7 protein-coding genes and 1 pseudogene are annotated in these 16,831 nt (G+C 71.4%); 6 read left to right on the forward strand and 2 right to left on the reverse strand.

Going from position 1 to position 16,831, the window contains the following annotated elements; translation table 11 throughout:
* The first annotated feature begins 325 nt into the window (after positions 1-325).
* On the forward strand, positions 326-3,514 hold the full coding sequence (locus CLM62_RS21925; RefSeq protein WP_257003986.1) for a S8 family serine peptidase: 3,189 nt from the start codon (positions 326-328) through the stop codon (positions 3,512-3,514).
* 126 nt (positions 3,515-3,640) lie between these two features.
* On the opposite strand, the gene CLM62_RS21930 is transcribed toward CLM62_RS21925, so the two are convergent.
* The gene (locus CLM62_RS21930) at positions 3,641-6,100 is read right to left on the reverse strand and encodes a SpoIIE family protein phosphatase (protein WP_095751714.1); all 2,460 of its coding nucleotides are present in this window, start codon (positions 6,098-6,100) and stop codon (positions 3,641-3,643) included.
* A 258-nt stretch (positions 6,101-6,358) separates the two neighbouring features.
* On the opposite strand from CLM62_RS21930, the gene CLM62_RS21935 reads away from it, so the two are divergent.
* Complete coding sequence (locus CLM62_RS21935) at positions 6,359-6,547, forward strand: hypothetical protein (protein ID WP_095751572.1); 189 nt, start codon at positions 6,359-6,361, stop codon at positions 6,545-6,547.
* Positions 6,548-6,584: 37 nt separating this feature from the next.
* On the opposite strand, the pseudogene CLM62_RS51725 reads toward CLM62_RS21935, so the two are convergent.
* Positions 6,585-6,842: pseudogene (locus tag CLM62_RS51725) on the reverse strand (MarR family winged helix-turn-helix transcriptional regulator); the annotation flags it as partial.
* A gap of 382 nt (positions 6,843-7,224) precedes the next feature.
* Between CLM62_RS51725 and CLM62_RS21945 the strand changes: the two are divergent.
* From CLM62_RS21945 to CLM62_RS21965, 4 genes are all read left to right on the forward strand, one after another.
* A complete protein-coding gene (locus tag CLM62_RS21945) occupies positions 7,225-8,703 on the forward strand; it encodes an MFS transporter (RefSeq protein ID WP_095751573.1) in 1,479 nt (492 codons plus the stop codon).
* An 851-nt stretch (positions 8,704-9,554) separates the two neighbouring features.
* A complete protein-coding gene (locus CLM62_RS21955; RefSeq protein ID WP_095751715.1) occupies positions 9,555-11,120 on the forward strand; it encodes an alpha/beta hydrolase in 1,566 nt (521 codons plus the stop codon).
* 166 nt (positions 11,121-11,286) lie between these two features.
* A complete protein-coding gene (locus tag CLM62_RS21960) occupies positions 11,287-15,144 on the forward strand; it encodes a helix-turn-helix domain-containing protein (protein WP_095751574.1) in 3,858 nt (1,285 codons plus the stop codon).
* 213 nt (positions 15,145-15,357) lie between these two features.
* Positions 15,358-16,815 carry a polysaccharide deacetylase family protein gene (locus CLM62_RS21965; RefSeq protein ID WP_095751575.1) on the forward strand — a complete coding sequence of 486 codons (1,458 nt, stop codon included), beginning with the start codon at positions 15,358-15,360 and terminating at the stop codon, positions 16,813-16,815.
* Positions 16,816-16,831 lie beyond the last annotated feature (16 nt).

Raw genomic sequence — 16,831 nt, forward strand, 5'->3', positions numbered from 1 at the left:
CTCGAGTGAATCGGTCGGCCTCAACGGGCTGCCGGCCAGGGATGTTGCCAAGATTACGCAGCGCATCGTAGGCGGCTGCCGGGGCCCGTCGGATCGGCCGAACGGACGAGGGACGCGGGCCGACGATCGTCCGAAAGGTCGAGGATCCCCCGGACTGTGCGAACTCGGGTGGAACAGATGTGAAGTTGTTGCGCTTTCAGAGATCCCACCCTTCTCACAGTGATCTCTCAGCAGCCAAGATGAAAACCATCCCGGGGGACGTGACTACTCCAACGACCGTCATGCGCACCCCACTTAGCGGCGTGCGCAGGGGGAAGGCACCATCTTGTCCCAGCAACACCCGCGCCGACGCCGCCGCGTCGGCCGTAGAAGCGCTTTCCTGTTGGCCCCGGCCGTCGCCGGCGGCCTGATCTTCACCTACGGGCCCTTCGCCCAGGCCGCACCCACCGACGCGCCGCCGGTCTCCTCGGCCGACGCCGGTCGGCTGCCCTACAAGGGCGGCACGTACTTCGTCCAACTCGCCGACAAGCCCGTCGCCACGGCATCCGAGACGGCGCCCGATCCGGGTGAGCGGCTGAAGCCGGGGACGAAGGCCGTGCGCGACTACCTCGGCCACCTGAAGAAGGAACTCGACAAGGTGCTGGACGAGGTGCAGGGCGTGAAGCCGCTGTACAGCTACCAGTACGTACTGAACGGATTCGCCGCCAAGTTGACGGCGGGTCAGGCCAACGAGCTGGCCCGCACCCCGGGCGTCGTCTCGCTGAGCCGGAACGAGATGCGCCAGGTGACGGCCGCGTCCGACGCCGACGCGGCGGCGGCCGGGCAGGCGACGGGCGCGGCGAAGACGGCGGGCGGGAACACGGCAGTCGGGAACACTGCGCTCGGGAACACTGCGCTCGGGAACACGGCAGCCGCCGCCCGGCCCGCCGCCGCCCCCACCGACACGACCGCGGCCGGCTCGCTTCCCGTCCCCGACACCGCCGAGTTCCTCGGTCTGAAGGACCGCAAGGGCCTGTACTCCAAGTTCCCGGGCGGTCAGCGCAAGGCCGGTGAAGGGATGATCCTCGGTGTCCTCGACACCGGCATCAACACCGGCAACCCCTCGCTGCAGGCGATGCCGAACACGACCGACGACGAGATCATCGCCAAGAAGTGGAAGGGCAGCTGCGACCCCGGCGCGGACCTCGCCCACCGGGTCACCTGCAACAACAAGGTGATCGGCGCCCAGTACTTCAACAAGGGCATCCCCAGCCCCGGCCCCACCGACTGGGCGTCCCCGATGGACGCCGAGTCCCACGGCACCCACACCGCGACCACCGCGGCCGGCAACGCCCACGTGCCCGCCGCCGTGACCGACAGCGGCATCAAGGGCGACATATCCGGGATCGCGCCGGGCGCCCGCATCTCGGCGTACAAGATCTGCTGGAGCATGGGCTGCTCGACGATCGACATCGTCGCCGCCATGGACAAGGCCGTGGCCGACGGCGTGGACGTCATCAACTACTCCCTCGGCGGTCCCGCTCAGGACACCACCGACCCGGAGTTCCTGGCGATGTTCAACGCCGCCAGGGCCGGTGTCTTCGTCTCCGCCTCGTCGGGCAACGACGGGCCGAACACCACCGGCAACAGCGTGCCGTGGGTGACCACGGTCGCCGCCTCCACCCACGACATCGGCTACCGCACGACCGTCACCCTCGGCGACGGCAAGGCCTACACCGGCGTCGGCATCAGCGGCTCCGCCGTACCGTCCGCGCCGCTGGTCGACGGGGCGAAGGCCGCCAAGAGCGGTGTGGACGCCACCAAGGCCGGGCAGTGCCAGCCGGACGCCCTGGACCCGGCCAAGGTCAAGGACGCCATCGTGGTCTGCGCGCGCGGCGGCAACGCCCGAGTCGACAAGAGCGCCCAGGTCAAGGCGGCCGGCGGCGTCGGCATGGTGCTGTACAACGTCAGCGCGGCCGACGAGGAGGTCGCCGACGCGCACACCGTCCCGACCACGCACCTCGACAAGGCTTCCGGCGAGGCCGTCAAGGCGTACGCCGACGGCTCCGGGGCCAAGGCCGAACTGGCCGCGGCCAAGGCCGTCCGTCAGACGGCCCCCGAGATGGCCGGCTTCTCCTCCGGCGGCCCGGACCCGCTCAGCGACGGCAGCCTGCTCAAGCCCGACATCACGGCCCCCGGCGTCGACGTCGTCGCCGGCACCTCGCCGGGCGGCGAGAACGGCACCTTCAAGGGCGAGCAGGGCATCATGTCCGGCACCTCCATGTCCGCCCCGCACGTCTCCGGTCTGGCTCTGCTGCTCAAGGCGCTGCACCCCGACTGGTCGCCGATGGAGGTCAAGTCGGCGCTGATGACGACCGCGTCCACCAAGAACAGCGACGGCAAGCCGATCCAGCGCTCCGGCAGCGCGGCCACCCCGCTCGACTACGGCGCCGGGCACGTCGTCCCCAACGCCGCCGACAAGCCTGGCCTGGTCTACGACTCCACGTCCGCCGACTGGATCGCGTTCTCCTGCGCGGTCGGCGACAAGCCGGTGTACGGCGACGGATCCGACGCCTGTGCCACCGCCCGGAAGATCGACCCGAGCGACCTGAACTACCCGACGATCTCGTCCGGCAGGTTCACCGGGAAGCAGACCATCACCCGCACGGTCACCAACGTCGACGACACCACCGGCGTCTACACCGCGTCGCTGCAGACGCCGCCCGGCTACAAGGCCACGGTGTCGCCGAAGACGCTGACCGTGAAGCCCGGTGAGTCGGCCACGTACAAGGTGAGCTTCACCCGTACCGACGCCGCCTTCGGCAAGTGGTCGTACGGCTCGGTCATCCTGAGCGACAAGGACCACCGCGTCCGCAGCACCGTCGCCCTGCGCGCCGCGCCGCTCGCCCCGCCGGCCGACGTCACCGGCAAGGGCGCCACCGGCTCGGTCGCCCTCACCCCGAAGACCGGCTACGACGGCAAGCTCACCGCCGCCGTGAACGGCCTGTACGAGGGCACCACCAAGACCGGCACGCTCACCGGCACCAACCGCAACTTCGACCCGACGGCGTCGTCGCAGCCGGCCTCCGTGGCCAAGTCCGAGGTCACCGTGCCCGAGGGCACGAAACTGGCCCGCGTCGCGATCCAGTCCGCCGACCACCTGGCGGGCAGCGACCTGGACCTGTTCGTCCTCGACAAGGACGGCAACCTCGTCAACGACCTGCCCGGCGGCAGCAGCGACGAGCACGCCGACCTCAAGCCGGGCACGTACACGGTGTACGTCGTCCAGTTCGCACTGCCGGAAGGCAAGACGAGCCAGCCGTACACCCTGCACACCTGGCTGATCGGCCCGGACAGCAAGCCGGACCACCAGGCCACCGCCGCCCCGGCCGAGCAGCCGGCGTCCATGGGCGGCACCGCCGAGGTCACCGTCTCCTGGAAGGACCTCCCGACCGGCCACTCCTACCTGGGCCTCGTCGGCTACGGCGACGGAACCGACAGCGTCGGCAGCACTGTCGTGACCGTCACTCCCTGACCGTCGTTCCCTGACCGTCACTCCCTGATTCGGAGAACCGGTCACCGGGCCGGCCCCCGCCACACGTGTGGCGGGGGCCGGCCCTCTTGCATGTGGGCTGTTCCTTGCTTGTGGGACTGCTCGAGGCTACTTGCGGGACTGCTCGACGCTCTGTTCCGCCCATATCGTCTTCCCCTTGGAGGTCGGGCGCGTGCCCCAACGCCGGGTGAGCTGGGCGACCAGCAGCAGGCCCCGGCCGCCTTCGTCGAAGGTGCGGGCGCGGCGCATGTGGGGGGCGGTGCTGCTGCCGTCGGAGACCTCGCAGATGAGGCTTCTGTCATGGATGAGGCGGAGCTGGATGGGCGCTTCGGCGTGCCGGATGGCGTTGGTGACCAGTTCGCTGACGACCAGTTCGGTGACGAACACCGCGTCGGTCAGGCCCCACTCCTCGAGCTGCGCCATGGCGTTCTTGCGCGCCTCGGAGACGGCGGCGGGCTCGGGGGGCACGTCCCAGGAGGCGACCCGGTCGGTGTCGAGCCCCCGGGTGCGGGCGACGAGCAGCGCCACGTCGTCGGAGGGCCGCTGCGGCAGTACGGACGCGAGAACCGCGTCGCACAGGATGTCCAGGGAGGCGGCGGGGCCGGCGAGGGCGCGGCACAACCGGGCGATGCCGCCGTCGACGTCGCTTTCGACGCCGTCGTCGCGGGATTCGAGCAGACCGTTGGTGTAGAGGGCGAGCAGGCTGCCTTCCGGCAGTTCGACCTCGGCCGCCTCGAAGGGCAGTCCGCCGAGGCCCAGCGGGGGTCCCACCGGAAGGTCGAGCAGTTCCACGGTGCCGTCCGGGCTCACCATGGCCGGCAGCGGATGCCCGGCCCGGGCGAGCGTGCAATGGCGGGAGACCGGGTCGTACACGGCGTACAGACAGGTCGCTCCGACATCTCCCGAGGTCTCCCCGTCCCCGGCGGTCCACCCGGCGCCTTCCGCCTCGGTGGACAGCCGACCCACCAGATCGTCGAGGTGGGTGAGCAGTTCGTCGGGGGGCAGGTCGATGTCGGCGAGGGTGCGTACGGCGGTCCGCAGCCGGCCCATGGTCGCGGAGGCGTGGATGCCGTGGCCCACGACGTCGCCCACGACCAGCGCCACCCTGGCTCCGGACAGCGGGATCACGTCGAACCAGTCTCCGCCCACCCCTGCCTGGGCACCGGCCGGCAGGTAGCGGGAGGCGACGTCCACGGCGGCCTGCTCGGGCATGCTCTGCGGCAGCAGGCTGCGCTGCAGGGTGACGGCCGTGCCGCGTTCGCGGGTGTAGCGCCGGGCGTTGTCGATGCAGACCGCCGCCCTGGACGCCAGTTCCTCGGCCAGGACCAGGTCGTCCTGCTGGAACGGGTCGGGGTGCCGGTGGCGTACGAAGACGGCGACGCCCAGGGTGATTCCGCGTGCCGACAGGGGCACGGTCATCACCGAATGGATGCCGAACTCGCGGACGCGGGAGGCCCTGATCGGGCGCTGGACGATCCATTCTGCGATCGCGGGCTCGGTGACCTGGTGCAGCACGGCGCGTCCCGAGCGCAGACTCTCCACCGGCGGGGAGCCCTCCGGATACTCGTCCAGCTCACCCGGGGCGATGGCCGCCTCGGGGACCCCGGGATACACGGACTGTTGGGCGATGCGTCGCAGGGTGAGCGATCCGGCGGCGGCCGGGGGCTGCTCGCGTGGCTCCTCGAGGGACGCCAGCAGTTCGACGCTGATGAAGTCGGCGAGTTCCGGGACCGCCACGTCCGCGAGTTCCTGCGCCGTCCGCGTCACGTCGAGCGTGCTGCCGATGCGCCGGCCGGCCTCGGCGATCAGCTGGAGGCGCTTGCGGGCCCAGTGCTGCTCCGTCATGTCGTGCGCGGAGAGGCAGACACCCTGGATGCGGCCCTCCTGGTCGCGCAGCGGCGCCATGAAGACCGACCAGGCGTGCTCGCGGGTCTCCCCGGCGGCGCGCAGATAGTTCTCGTCGTACTGCGGATCACCGGTCTCCAGCACCCGCGCCATGGCCTGTTCCGCCCGAACGCCCGCATCGTTGTCGACGATCTCGGTCACCCGCAGCCCGCGCATCTCGGCCTCGGTGAGGGCCAAGGCCCGCTGCATGTCCTCATTGGCGCGCCGCAGCCGGAGCCGCGTGTCGTACAGCGCCTGGGCACAGCACGGAGACTGGGTGAAGCTCCAGCGCACCAGGGTCTCGTCGACGGGCTCGGGCTCCTCCCCGGTCAGGGGGGAGAGCAGCAGCCATTCGCCGCCGCCGTGCGCCGGCGCCGTGTGGTGGTGTGCCAGCACCCTGCTCTCGATACGGCGGCCGTCCCGGTGCCGCAGAGCGAGCGTTCCGTGCCACCTCGGCAGTTGGGCGAAGGGTGGCATCTCCCGTGCCGGGGGTGCCTCGGCGAGCAGGGAGGCCGCCGGCCGGCCCAGGATCTCCTCGGACGCGTATCCGAGCAGGGCTTCGGCGCCGTCGTTCCACCCGGTGACGGTGCCGTGTTCGTCGACGGTGGCGCGCGCGGTGAGCGCCTCACCGACGACGTGCGGGCCGGGACCCGCCCTCTGGTCGTCGACGATCCGCCGCTCCATGGCCCGCTCCATGGCCACTCATCTCGCTCTCGTGGAGCTCCTGAGGTACGGAGCTCCTGGGGTACTTGAGGGGCTCCATATGTCTAGCCATCTTCCGTTTCACTCTATTCCGCCGGAACACGGGGTGCAGCGGGCTACACCATGGGTTCGGGAGTCGGCTCCCTCGTGACCGCGGCGCGACGACGGGATCGTTGTTCTCGCAAGGTCAACGGCTCCCCGTCCGGGGAAGTCCACGGCTCTCCCCGAAAGGAAACTCCCGTGAAGGCGCTGCTCTCCTCCCGCCCCGTCCTGTGGTTCCTGTTCCTGTTCAACCTCGCCGTCGCCGCGGTCGCGCCCTTCGCCGTCGACGGCGCGCAGGGCCTCGTCACCAGCGCCGGCATGGGTGTCGTCTCCCTCGGCGCGGGCATGGGCCTCCTCCGGGGGCGGCCCGCGCGGCAGCGGGGCTGAGAGCCTGTGTCACATCTCCGGTCGGGCGGGTGGTCCGTCAGGCCGGGGGCCGGATGTCGACCTGCGCCTCGGCACGTCGTACGAAGTCGTCGTACAGCCGGTGGAAGAGCGTGGCGAGCTGCCGCCGATCCCCGGCCGACCAGTCCGCCAGGGCCACTTCGACCCCTCGGCGACTCGCCTCCCGTATGCGGTGGACGGCGGCCAGTCCGGCCTCGGTGAGCTGGACGCGCTGGGCTCGGCGGTCGTCCGGGTCCGGGACGCGGATCACGTAGCCGCACCGCTCCAGCTGCCGCAGAACGTGCTTGCCTAACTCAAGCAACCCACGCGGCGATCCCGCCGCACCACAGACCGGGGCCGCTTTGAGCGGAGGCGACCCCGTCGCGCCGAACTCGTGGGGACGGGCAACGGCGCGGTCGCCGGGTCCGGCGGGCGGAGCACTCCCCCCGTCCGCCGCCGGGCCCGGTGACACCCCTACGTCCCGTCAGATCCCGTACATATCGCCCATCTTGCAATCTCGCAATCTCATACATCTCGTACATCCAGAAAGCGAGCGCGTGAGGCGCAGGGCGACGGCGACCGAGACAGACCCTTCCGCAATCGCTTGCTTAACTCAATCAATCCTTTTCTTTGCGTAACTCAAGCAATCCAGTTGCTCCTGCTCCGACGGAGGCCCCGCCATGTCCCACGCCCCTGCCCAACCCGCCGACGCGGGCACGTCCGCCCCGCCGAGGCCGAATGCCGTGGTGGCGGTGCTGGCCCTCGCCGGGATCGTCGTCTCGCTGATGCAGACCCTGGTCATCCCGATCGTCCCGAGGCTCCCCGAGTTCCTCGACGCACCCGCGTCCGACACGGCCTGGGCGGTGACCGCGACCCTGCTGGCGGCGGCCGTGGCCACGCCGGTGGTGGGCCGGCTCGGTGACATGTTCGGCAAGCGCCGCATGCTGCTGGCCAGCATCGTCCTGCTGATCTCCGGTTCGGTGGTGTGCGCGCTGAGCGAGTCCCTGGTCCCGATGATCGTCGGCCGTACGCTCCAGGGCCTGGCCGCCGCCGTCGTCCCGCTCGGCATCAGCATCATGCGCGACGAACTGCCCGCCGAGCGGCTGGCCGGCTCCACCGCCCTGATGAGCGCCTCCCTGGGCGTCGGCGGTGCGCTGGGCCTGCCCGCCGCCGCCTTCATCGCCGACAACTTCGACTGGCACGTACTGTTCTGGACCTCCGCCGTCCTCGGTGCCCTCGCCCTGGCGCTCGTGCTGGTGATCGTGCCCGAGTCCAAGGTGCGCACCGGCGGCCGCTTCGACCTCGTCGGCGCCCTCGGTCTGTCCGCCGCGCTGATCTGTCTGCTGCTGGCCATCTCCAAGGGCGGCGACTGGGGCTGGACGAGCGGCACGACCCTGGGTCTGTTCACCGCCGCCGTCGTCCTCCTGCTGACGTGGGGCTGGTACGAGTTGCGGACCGCCCAGCCGCTGGTGGACCTGCGCACCACCGCCCGCCGCCAGGTGCTGTTCACCAACCTCGCCTCGATCGCGCTCGGCTTCTCGATGTTCGCGATGTCCCTGGTCCTGCCGCAGGTGCTCCAGCTGCCCGAGGCCACCGGCTACGGCCTCGGCAAGTCGATGCTCAGCGTCGGCCTGGTCATGGCCCCGCAGGGCCTGGTGGTGATGGCCATGTCCGCCGTGTCCGCCGGCATCACCAAGGCCAAGGGCCCGAAGCTCACGCTGATGATCGGCGCCCTGATCGTGGCCGCGGGCTACGGCCTGAGCATCGTGCTGATGTCCGAGATCTGGCACCTGATCCTGGTGGCCTGCGTCATCGGCGGCGGCATCGGCTTCACCTACGGCGCCATGCCCGCCCTGATCATGGGCGCCGTACCCGCCTCCGAGACGGCCGCCGCCAACAGCCTCAACACCCTGATGCGCTCCCTGGGCACCTCCTTCGCCAGCGCCATCGCCGGCGTCCTGCTGGCCCAGATGACCACGGACTTCGCCGGCCACGCCCTGCCCTCGGAGAACGGCTTCAAGGTCGTCATGGCCATCGGCGCCGGAGCGGCCCTCCTGGCTCTCGCCCTGGCCACGTTCATCCCCCGGCACCGTGCAGCCGCGCCATCTGCCGCCGACGGCCCGAAACGCCCGGCGGAACTCACCGACGCGACCGCGTAGATTCCTGGTGCTCGCGTAGGGGATCAAGGGGTAATTGGCAGATCTGTTCCACCCCCGTGAGGGAAAACCGCAGGTCACGTGAGTGCGGCGGTGGAACAGATCTGCCAATCACTTTCAGAGGGTGTGGGAGAACAGGTCCAGCAGGGCCGTCCAGCTGACAGCGGGCGGACGCGGAGCGTCTCAACGCCGGGGGCAGCCAAGCCAGTAGCCGAAGCCCCGGCAGGTGTGGAAAGCAGGGCACTTCTTCGCCGCCCGGGTCTCCGGCCGCGCAGCAGAGCCTGGGCGCGGGCCAGGACTTCGACGATGCCCAGGGGCTTGGTGACGTAGTCCTCCTGGCCCGGGCCGAGTTCGGGCACGAGGCAGTGGAGGGAGTCGCAGGTGGTCAGGAAGAGCAGCGGGGGGGCGGTCCGCGCAAAGCAGACGTGACGCAGCTCACGCCCAAGTCGCCCTGCCTTACCCCTTGTCGACGTGGCGAACGCGCCAACTACCGCCGGGTACTGGGAAGATCTGGTGGAAGGACGAACACACGGCCACTCCTGTCGCTATTTCCCCTCCAGTTGAGCTAGACAATCCCCGAACTCACCTTCATACGGGGGCTCTTAGAGCGTCACCGGGGTTCTGGAACAGGGGGTTCCAGAACCCCGGGTGGGTTCTTCAAAAGCACGGCAGCAAAAGCACGGCAGCATCAGCCCGAGGGGAAACACGCGGTGACCACGCAAGATCACGTCTCGCCCGGCCGGGGCAACCGCCTCACGCGCGGGCTCGGGTGCCGGACCGGTACGACCGGTACCCGAGCGCGCAAGCGCTTCACGCGCCTGAGAATCGCCGGAGCCGCCGCGGCCGCTCTCGCCATGGCCGGTACGGGCGTCCAGGTGATGGCCGCTGAGACGACCGGGACGGCCTCGGAGAAGACTCCGCCGGTGCCGTCCCTGTCCTGGTCCGACTGCCAGGGCGGCTTCGAGTGCGCGAGCGCCGACGTGCCGCTGGACTACCGCGAACCGCAGGGCCGCACCATCACCCTGGCGGTGATCCGCAAGAAGGCCACGGACGAGGCGAAGCACAAGGGCACCCTCTTCATGCAGCCGGGCGGGCCAGGCAACTCCGGAGTGGACTTCGTCCGCAACAACTACGCGAACCTGCCGGCCGGCCTGCGCGACTCGTTCGACGTCTTCGGATACGACGTACGCGGCGTCGGACGCAGCTCCCCGCTCCAGTGCTGGGACGACCAGCGCTACACCAAGGCCGTCACCGAGGCCAAGGGCGTCCCCGGCCCGGACGCCTACGGTCCGGCCCTGCGCCAGGCCGCCGAGTTCGGCCAGGCCTGCCTGGACAACTCGGGCGACCTGCTGCCGTACATCGGCACCGAGTACGTCGCCCGCGACATCGACCTGCTGCGCCAGGCGCTGGGCGAGGACCAACTCACCTACTACGGGCGGTCGTTCGGCAGCTACATCGGCACCGTCTACGCCGCCATGTTCCCGGAGCGGGTGCGCGCCCTGGCACTTGACGGCGCGTACGACCCGGAGCGCTACGCGAACCAGCCGTACTCCTACGACTGGCCCCAGTACCAGGCCCTGGACGGCGCGATGAGCCGCTTCCTCACCTGGTGCGCCGCCGACCAGGCCACCTGCGGGTTCGGCGACGGCGACCCGCGGGCGGCCTTCGAGAAGCTCAAGGCCGACCTGGACGCCAACCCGGTGCCGACCGCGAACGGCGGGCAGGCGAACGGCTACACCCTCGTCTACCGCATCCTGTTCAACATCAACGAGGGCAAGGTCATCTGGCCCTCCCTCGGCGAGGCCCTGCGCAAGGCCCAGCAGCGCGACAACACCTCCTTCCTGCTCCGGCCGCCGTCCCCGGCCAGCTTCGACTTCCTGGCCCCGAATGTGGCCGTCGAGTGCGTCGACCGGGACTACCCGAGCGACCTGAACCGGCTGGAGCGGAACGTCACGGCCAACGCCAAGGCGGCACCGCTGCTCGGCCCGGCCCTCGCCTACGGCCCGCCGACCTACGACCACCAGCACGCCCCCGCCTGCGTCCAGTGGCCCGGCGAGAAGGTCAGCCGCTACGACGGCTCCTACCGTGCGGAGGGCTCCGCGCCGATCCTCGTCGTCGGCACCACCGGCGACCCGGACACCCCTTACCGCGACGCGGTGGCCCTGTCCCGTGAGCTCGACAACGCCTCGCTGCTCACGTTCAAGGCCGAGGGCCACACCGCCTTCAACAGGAGCGCCTGCGCGACGGACGCGATCACCGGCTACCTGCTGGACCTGAAGGTTCCGGCCTCGGGCACGACCTGCGCCGACGAGACCCAGCCGCCGTCCTCCACGCCCACCGTGGCCCCGCCCGGCACGACGCTCGGCGAGCTCCTCAAGGGCGTCAACGACCGCCTCGACCTCCTCGGCACCCTGCGCTGACCCACCCCGCACCACCACACCGAGGCGCCGGACCCACCAGGGTTCGGCGCCTCGCCCCTTTTCTTCACCGATCAGGGCAGGTCAGGGCCGGGCCGACATTGCCACGGGTTCAGGCGGAAATGTAACGTGACCAGCCGCTTTGCTCGACCCTTGAAAGGCCTGCCCGGTGGGACGACGTGAGAAGCCGGTCGACCCCGACGCCGGTCCGATACAGCGGCTCGCCCATGACCTGCGCGCCCTCCGAGAGAAGGCCGGGAAGCCCACCTACCGCGAGATGGCGCGGCGGGCGAACTACTCGACGAGCGCGTTGTCTCACGCGGCGGCCGGCGAGCAGCTCCCCTCACTGGCCGTCGTACGGGCCTACGCGCAGGCCCTGGACGCGGACGCGGAGGAATGGGAGGAGCGCTGGCGGCTGGCGAAGGACGCGGTCGAGGAGGAGACGGAGACGGTCCCCGAGGCAGACGCAGGGGACGCGAGCCCGCCGTATCGGGGACTGGCCCGCTTCGAGCCGTCCGACAGCGATCTGTTCTTCGGCCGGGGCCGCCTGGTCGGCGAATTGCTGGACCTGGTGCGCGAGCACCGCTTCGCCGCCGTGTTCGGGCCGTCCGGCAGCGGCAAGTCCTCGCTGCTGCGGGCCGGGCTGATCCCCGCCCTGCGGGACGCCTCGGGCGACCGTCGTCCGGCGGTGGTCCGGGTGCTCACCCCGGGCGAGCGGCCCGCACGCACCCACGCGAAGGCGCTGGTCCCGCAGGACGGCGAGCAGGACACCTGGGTGATCGTCGACCAGTTCGAGGAACTGTTCACCCTGTGCCCGGACCGCGAGGAGCGGGAACGTTTCCTCGAACTGCTGCTGACGGCCCGCGAGCCAGGCAGCCGACTGCGGGTCCTGGTCGCGGTGCGCGGCGACTTCTACGGCCACTGCGCCGACCACCGCCACCTGGCCGAGGCGGTCAGCCGGGCGAACCTGCTGGTCGGCGCGCTGGGCCGGGACGAGCTGCGCGAGGTGATCACCAAGCCCGCGGCGGTCACGGGCCTCCTGGTGGAGCGGACGCTGACCGCCCGGATCATCGACGAGGTCAGCGATCAGCCGGGGGCGCTCCCCATGGTCTCGCACGCCCTGCTGGAGACCTGGCGCCGCCGCCGCGGCCGGACGCTGACTCTCGCGACGTACGAGGCGGCGGGCGGGGTGCGCGGCGCGATCGCCGCCACCGCCGAGCAGGTGTACGGCGAGCTGTCCGAGGACCAGGCCCACACCGCCCGCCGCATCCTGCTCCGCCTGATCGCCCCCGGGGACGGCACCGCCGACACCCGGCGCCCGGTCGGGCGGGACGAACTCGGCCCCGGCGCACGGGACGTCCTCGAGCGCCTCGCCGCCGCCCGCCTGGTCACCCTGGACGGCGACAGGGTGGAGCTCGCCCACGAGGCGCTGATCACCGGCTGGCCGAGACTCGCCGGCTGGATCGACGAGGACCGCGAGCGGCTGCGCGAGCAACGCCGCCTCGACGAGGCCGCCCGCGCGTGGGCGGAGCTGGGGCACGACCCGGGAGCGCTGTACCGGGGGACGCGGCTGGCTCGGGCGGAGGAGCTGTTCGGGGGGCGGCCGCCTGGGGACAACTCGGATGACAAGTCATATGACAACTGGGATGACAACTCGGATGACACCCCGGACGACACTCCGGACGGCACCCCGACCCGACCGGAGCAGGGCGCCTTCCTCCTGACCGGACCGGAGCAGGCCTTCCTCACCGCCTCCCTGGCCGCGCGCGCCACGGCGGCCAGAAGAAGGCGAACCTTCACGGCCGTACTCTGCGCTCTCCTCGTCCTCGCCCTCGCGGGCGGCCTGCTGGCCTGGCAGCAGAACCGGGCGAGTGGTCAGGAAGCCGCCAAGGCAGCCGCCCGCCGGATCGCCGCGACGGCCACCGGCCTGCGCTCGACCGACCCGCGCACCGCCGCACTGCTCGGCGTCGCGGCCTGGAAGGTCGCCCCGCTCACCGAGTCCCGCTCGGCCCTCCTCGGCGCCCTGTTCCAGCCGGAGCGGGACGCCTTCACCGACCCACAGACCGGGAACGACACCGCGCGCTTCCTCACCGACGCGGGCCGGACGCTCGTCAGCGTGGCAGGCCGCCGGGTGACCATGTGGGACGTGGCCACCCGCCGCCGTACCGGCTCGTCCGAGCTGCCCGCCGGCCTGGACGCGAGCCTGGTCGGCCCGGACGCGCGAACCGTCGACCTCTCGGGAGAGGACGGCGAACAGCTGTGGGACCTGGCGACCGGCAGGCCGCTCGCCGATCTGCGGGACATGGGGCTGATGGAGTTCGCGGCGGACGGGAACAGCTACCTCGTCGCGCCCTCGGACGACCGGAGCCCCATCGAGTTGCGCCGACGCGGCGACGGCGAGGTCCTGTTCCAGGCGCGGCTGCCGAGTGCCCTGGTCACCAGCGCCCTCGACGCGGACGGCGGCGTCCTCGCGCTCTGCGCGTCCGGCGGCGCGCCCCAGGTCTGGGACACCGTCCGCGGCGAGCGCCTGGCCGGCGCCTGGGACAAGGAGGAGAACCTCTGCGGTACCGGTACGGGCGCCGATGACGGCGAACGTCTGCTCCGCCTCAGCCCGGACGGCAAGCGGCTCGCCGCCGTCTCCGGCACCACGCTGAAGGTCTGGGACGTCCCTGGCGGCCGTCGCCTCTCCGAGGCCCTGAGCCTCGTCGACAGCGGCTTCACCCAGGCCGCCTTCACGCCCGACGGGCGTTTCCTCGCCACGGCGGACGGCGAGGAACTCACGGTGTGGCGCCTGACGGACTCCGCGCTACCGGCCTTCCGCACTCCATTGACCGGCAGGGAGGTCAGGAATCTGTCCTGGGTCCCGGGCCGCGAGCGCGTGCTGCGCTTCCTCGACGGCACGACGGTCCGCTCGTACGACGTGACGGCCAACCTGACGCCCGGTTGGCAGAGCACCCCGGCCGACGCGAGCGCGCTCAGCCCGGACGGCACGACTCTGGCCACCGCGACCCGCGATGGCGACGGGGGCGGGGGCGGGGACGGGGACGGGGACGGGGGCTTCCGTTTCGAGTTGCGGTCCACCCGTACAGGGGCCGTACTCGCACGGGCTGCCCTCGGCTCCCTGCCGACGGGTGTCGGCGACGCGCCGGTGATGTCGTTCAGCCCGGACGGCGGGTCGCTCGCGGTGAGCGACATCGTGGGGGCGAGTGCCGCCGGCTCCGACTCCGAACGGCAGCGGTTCACCGTATGGGACGTGCGGGCGCACAAGGTACGGACGACGTTCGACCTCCCGGGAACGTCCGCCGACCCGATGTCCCCCGTCGCCCTCGGCCCGGACGGCCGTACTCTGCTCCTCTCGCGCGCCGCGAGCGAGGGAGTCGTCACAGACCTGTGGACAATCGGCAGCCGTCCCCGCAGGACGGCGACCTTCCACCAGGGCTTCTACGGCGAGACCGTGGCCGTACGCCCCGACGGAGCCCGGGCGGTCGGCACCGACGACCAGTACGTCCAGCTGCCGTCCGGTCACGTCACCGGCCGGGAGCTGGCCGACGGCAGGGACGTCACCGCGCTGGCGTTCAGCCCCGACGGCAAGCGGCTCGCCGTAGGGGACGAGTCCGGCCGGATCACCCTGTGGGACGGCGACGTCGGTCACCGTACGGGCGTACTGACCGCGTTCGCCGACGGGAACCCGCCGGAGGCGGTGGCCGCGCTCGCCTTCTCGCCCGACGGCCGCACGCTCGGCGTGGGCGGCGGGAACGGCACCCTCCAGCTGTGGGACACCCCGTCGCAGCAGCCACTCGGCACGGATCTGCCCACGCCCGGCGGCGAGATCCGCTCGGTCGCGTTCGCCCGGGACGGCGGCACGCTCTACGCGTCCGGCCCGAACACCCCACTCCAGCGCTACCCCGTCACCCCGGACCACGCCGTGGCCGCCGTCTGCGACCGCGCGGGCGGCGGACTGAGCGAGGCGCAGTGGCGGACGTACGTCCCTGACGCGCCGTACCGGGAGATCTGCGAGGTGAGCTGAGCAGGACGGGATCGTCCAAAGGAATCCCAAGGAGTCCCAAGGAGCCCGAGGAGCCCGAGGAGCCCGAGGAGCCCAAAGGCGCAGGTCAGGCATGGTTGTCCACGTGATTGTCCAGAGGTGATGGAGCGGGTCGCTGGACAACCGCCGGGGCCGTGAGGATCGGGCAGTGGCCGTTCGGCCGTCCGGCACATCCCCGTCCTCTAGGGCTCTCGCATGCGCAAGTACTCGCTCGTCCCCTCGCTCATCCCCTCTCTCATCCTGCTCGGCTCGCTGGCCCTGACGGCGGCATGCGGGTCCTGGTCCTCGGACTCCTCCGGAAGGCAGCCGTCGCCGTCCGCCCTTCCCGGCGCGTCCGCCGCGGCCGCCGACCGGGGCGTCGACCCGTCTCGCATCAAGGGCCTGAAGATCGTCAACGACAACAGCGAGCACAGCTCCTGCCCGTACGCGACCAGCTATCCGGCCGTGCCGGGTGCCGAGGCCATGACGGCCGAGATGAAGAAGGACATCGAGCGGCGCCTCGCGGACTTCCGGCCGGCGGTGTGTGACGACGGTACGAGCGCGGTCGAGGGCGCGGAGCTGAACGTCAGCCACCAGTTCCTGGTCGCCTCCGGCGACGTCCTGGGCGTACGGCTGACCACACTGGACGTCCGCTCGGCCGGAGACGGGCTGATGACCCGCACGTACTGGTACGACGGCAAGGACCGCGCCCGCAGTTCCGCCGTCGACCTCATCGCGGACGGCTCCACGGACGCCTTCACCGCCGCCCTGAAGAAGCAGCTCGATGGCCGGGAGGGCATCGACGCGGCCTCACTCGACGACACGCTCGCCGACCCGGCCTCCCGCACGGCGGCCCTGGACGACATGGCGTTCACCGCCGACGGAGGTCTGAGGGTGGACTTCGACCGCGGTGAGGTGGGCGTCCCGCCGGCCGGGCGCTTCACCGTGACCCTCTCGAAGGCGACGGTCACCCCGTGGCTGTCCGACTTCGGCGGGCGCGTCCAGCGTCAGACCGTGCACCCGAGCGGCCGGCTCGACCTCGGCGTCACCGCCGAGCCCGAGCCGGCCGTACCGACGCACACCGCCCCGAAGGACGACCCGACGGACTGCCGGAGGGCGAAATGCGTCGCCCTCACCTTCGACGACGGCCCCGCCGCCCCGGAGACGGCGACGCTGCTGACGTACCTGGCGAAGTACGACGCGCGGGCCACCTTCTTCACCGTCGGCCAGAACGTCGCCGCCCACCCCGAGCTCGTACGCGCCGAGGCCCGCGCCGGACACGAGATCGGCAACCACTCCTGGAACCACCCCGACCTCACGGGTCTCTCCCCCGCGCAGATCAATTCCCAGCTCGACCGCACCAGCGCGGCCATCAAAGCCGCCACCGGCAAGGAGCCGACGCTGTTCCGCCCGCCGTACGGCGCGATCAACGCCAAGGTGAGGAAGGTGACGCGGCTCTCCCCTGTGCTGTGGGACGTGGACACGGAGGACTGGAAGTACCGCGACGCCGCGAAGATCGCCCAGACGGTCATCACCAAAACGGGCCGCAACGACGTCGTCCTCATGCACGACATCCACCCCACCTCGGTCGCCGCGGTCCCCGAGATCCTGCGCACCCTCACCGCCCGCGGCTACCGCTTCGTCACGGTCAGCCACCTGCGCGCGGGTCTTTGAGGCGGGTCTTTGAGGC

Origin of the sequence: Streptomyces sp. SA15 (assembly GCF_002291145.1) — a bacterium.
Classification (GTDB): Bacteria; Actinomycetota; Actinomycetes; order Streptomycetales; family Streptomycetaceae; genus Streptomyces.

Coding starts and splice junctions, on each gene's coding strand:
- CLM62_RS21955 (WP_095751715.1), top strand. CDS start 9,555: ATGGCCGGTACGGGCGTCCAGGTGATGGCCGCTGAGACGACCGGGACG.
- CLM62_RS21965 (WP_095751575.1), top strand. CDS start 15,358: ATGCGCAAGTACTCGCTCGTCCCCTCGCTCATCCCCTCTCTCATCCTG.
- CLM62_RS21945 (WP_095751573.1), top strand. CDS start 7,225: ATGTCCCACGCCCCTGCCCAACCCGCCGACGCGGGCACGTCCGCCCCG.
- CLM62_RS21930 (WP_095751714.1), bottom strand. CDS start 6,100: ATGGAGCGGCGGATCGTCGACGACCAGAGGGCGGGTCCCGGCCCGCAC.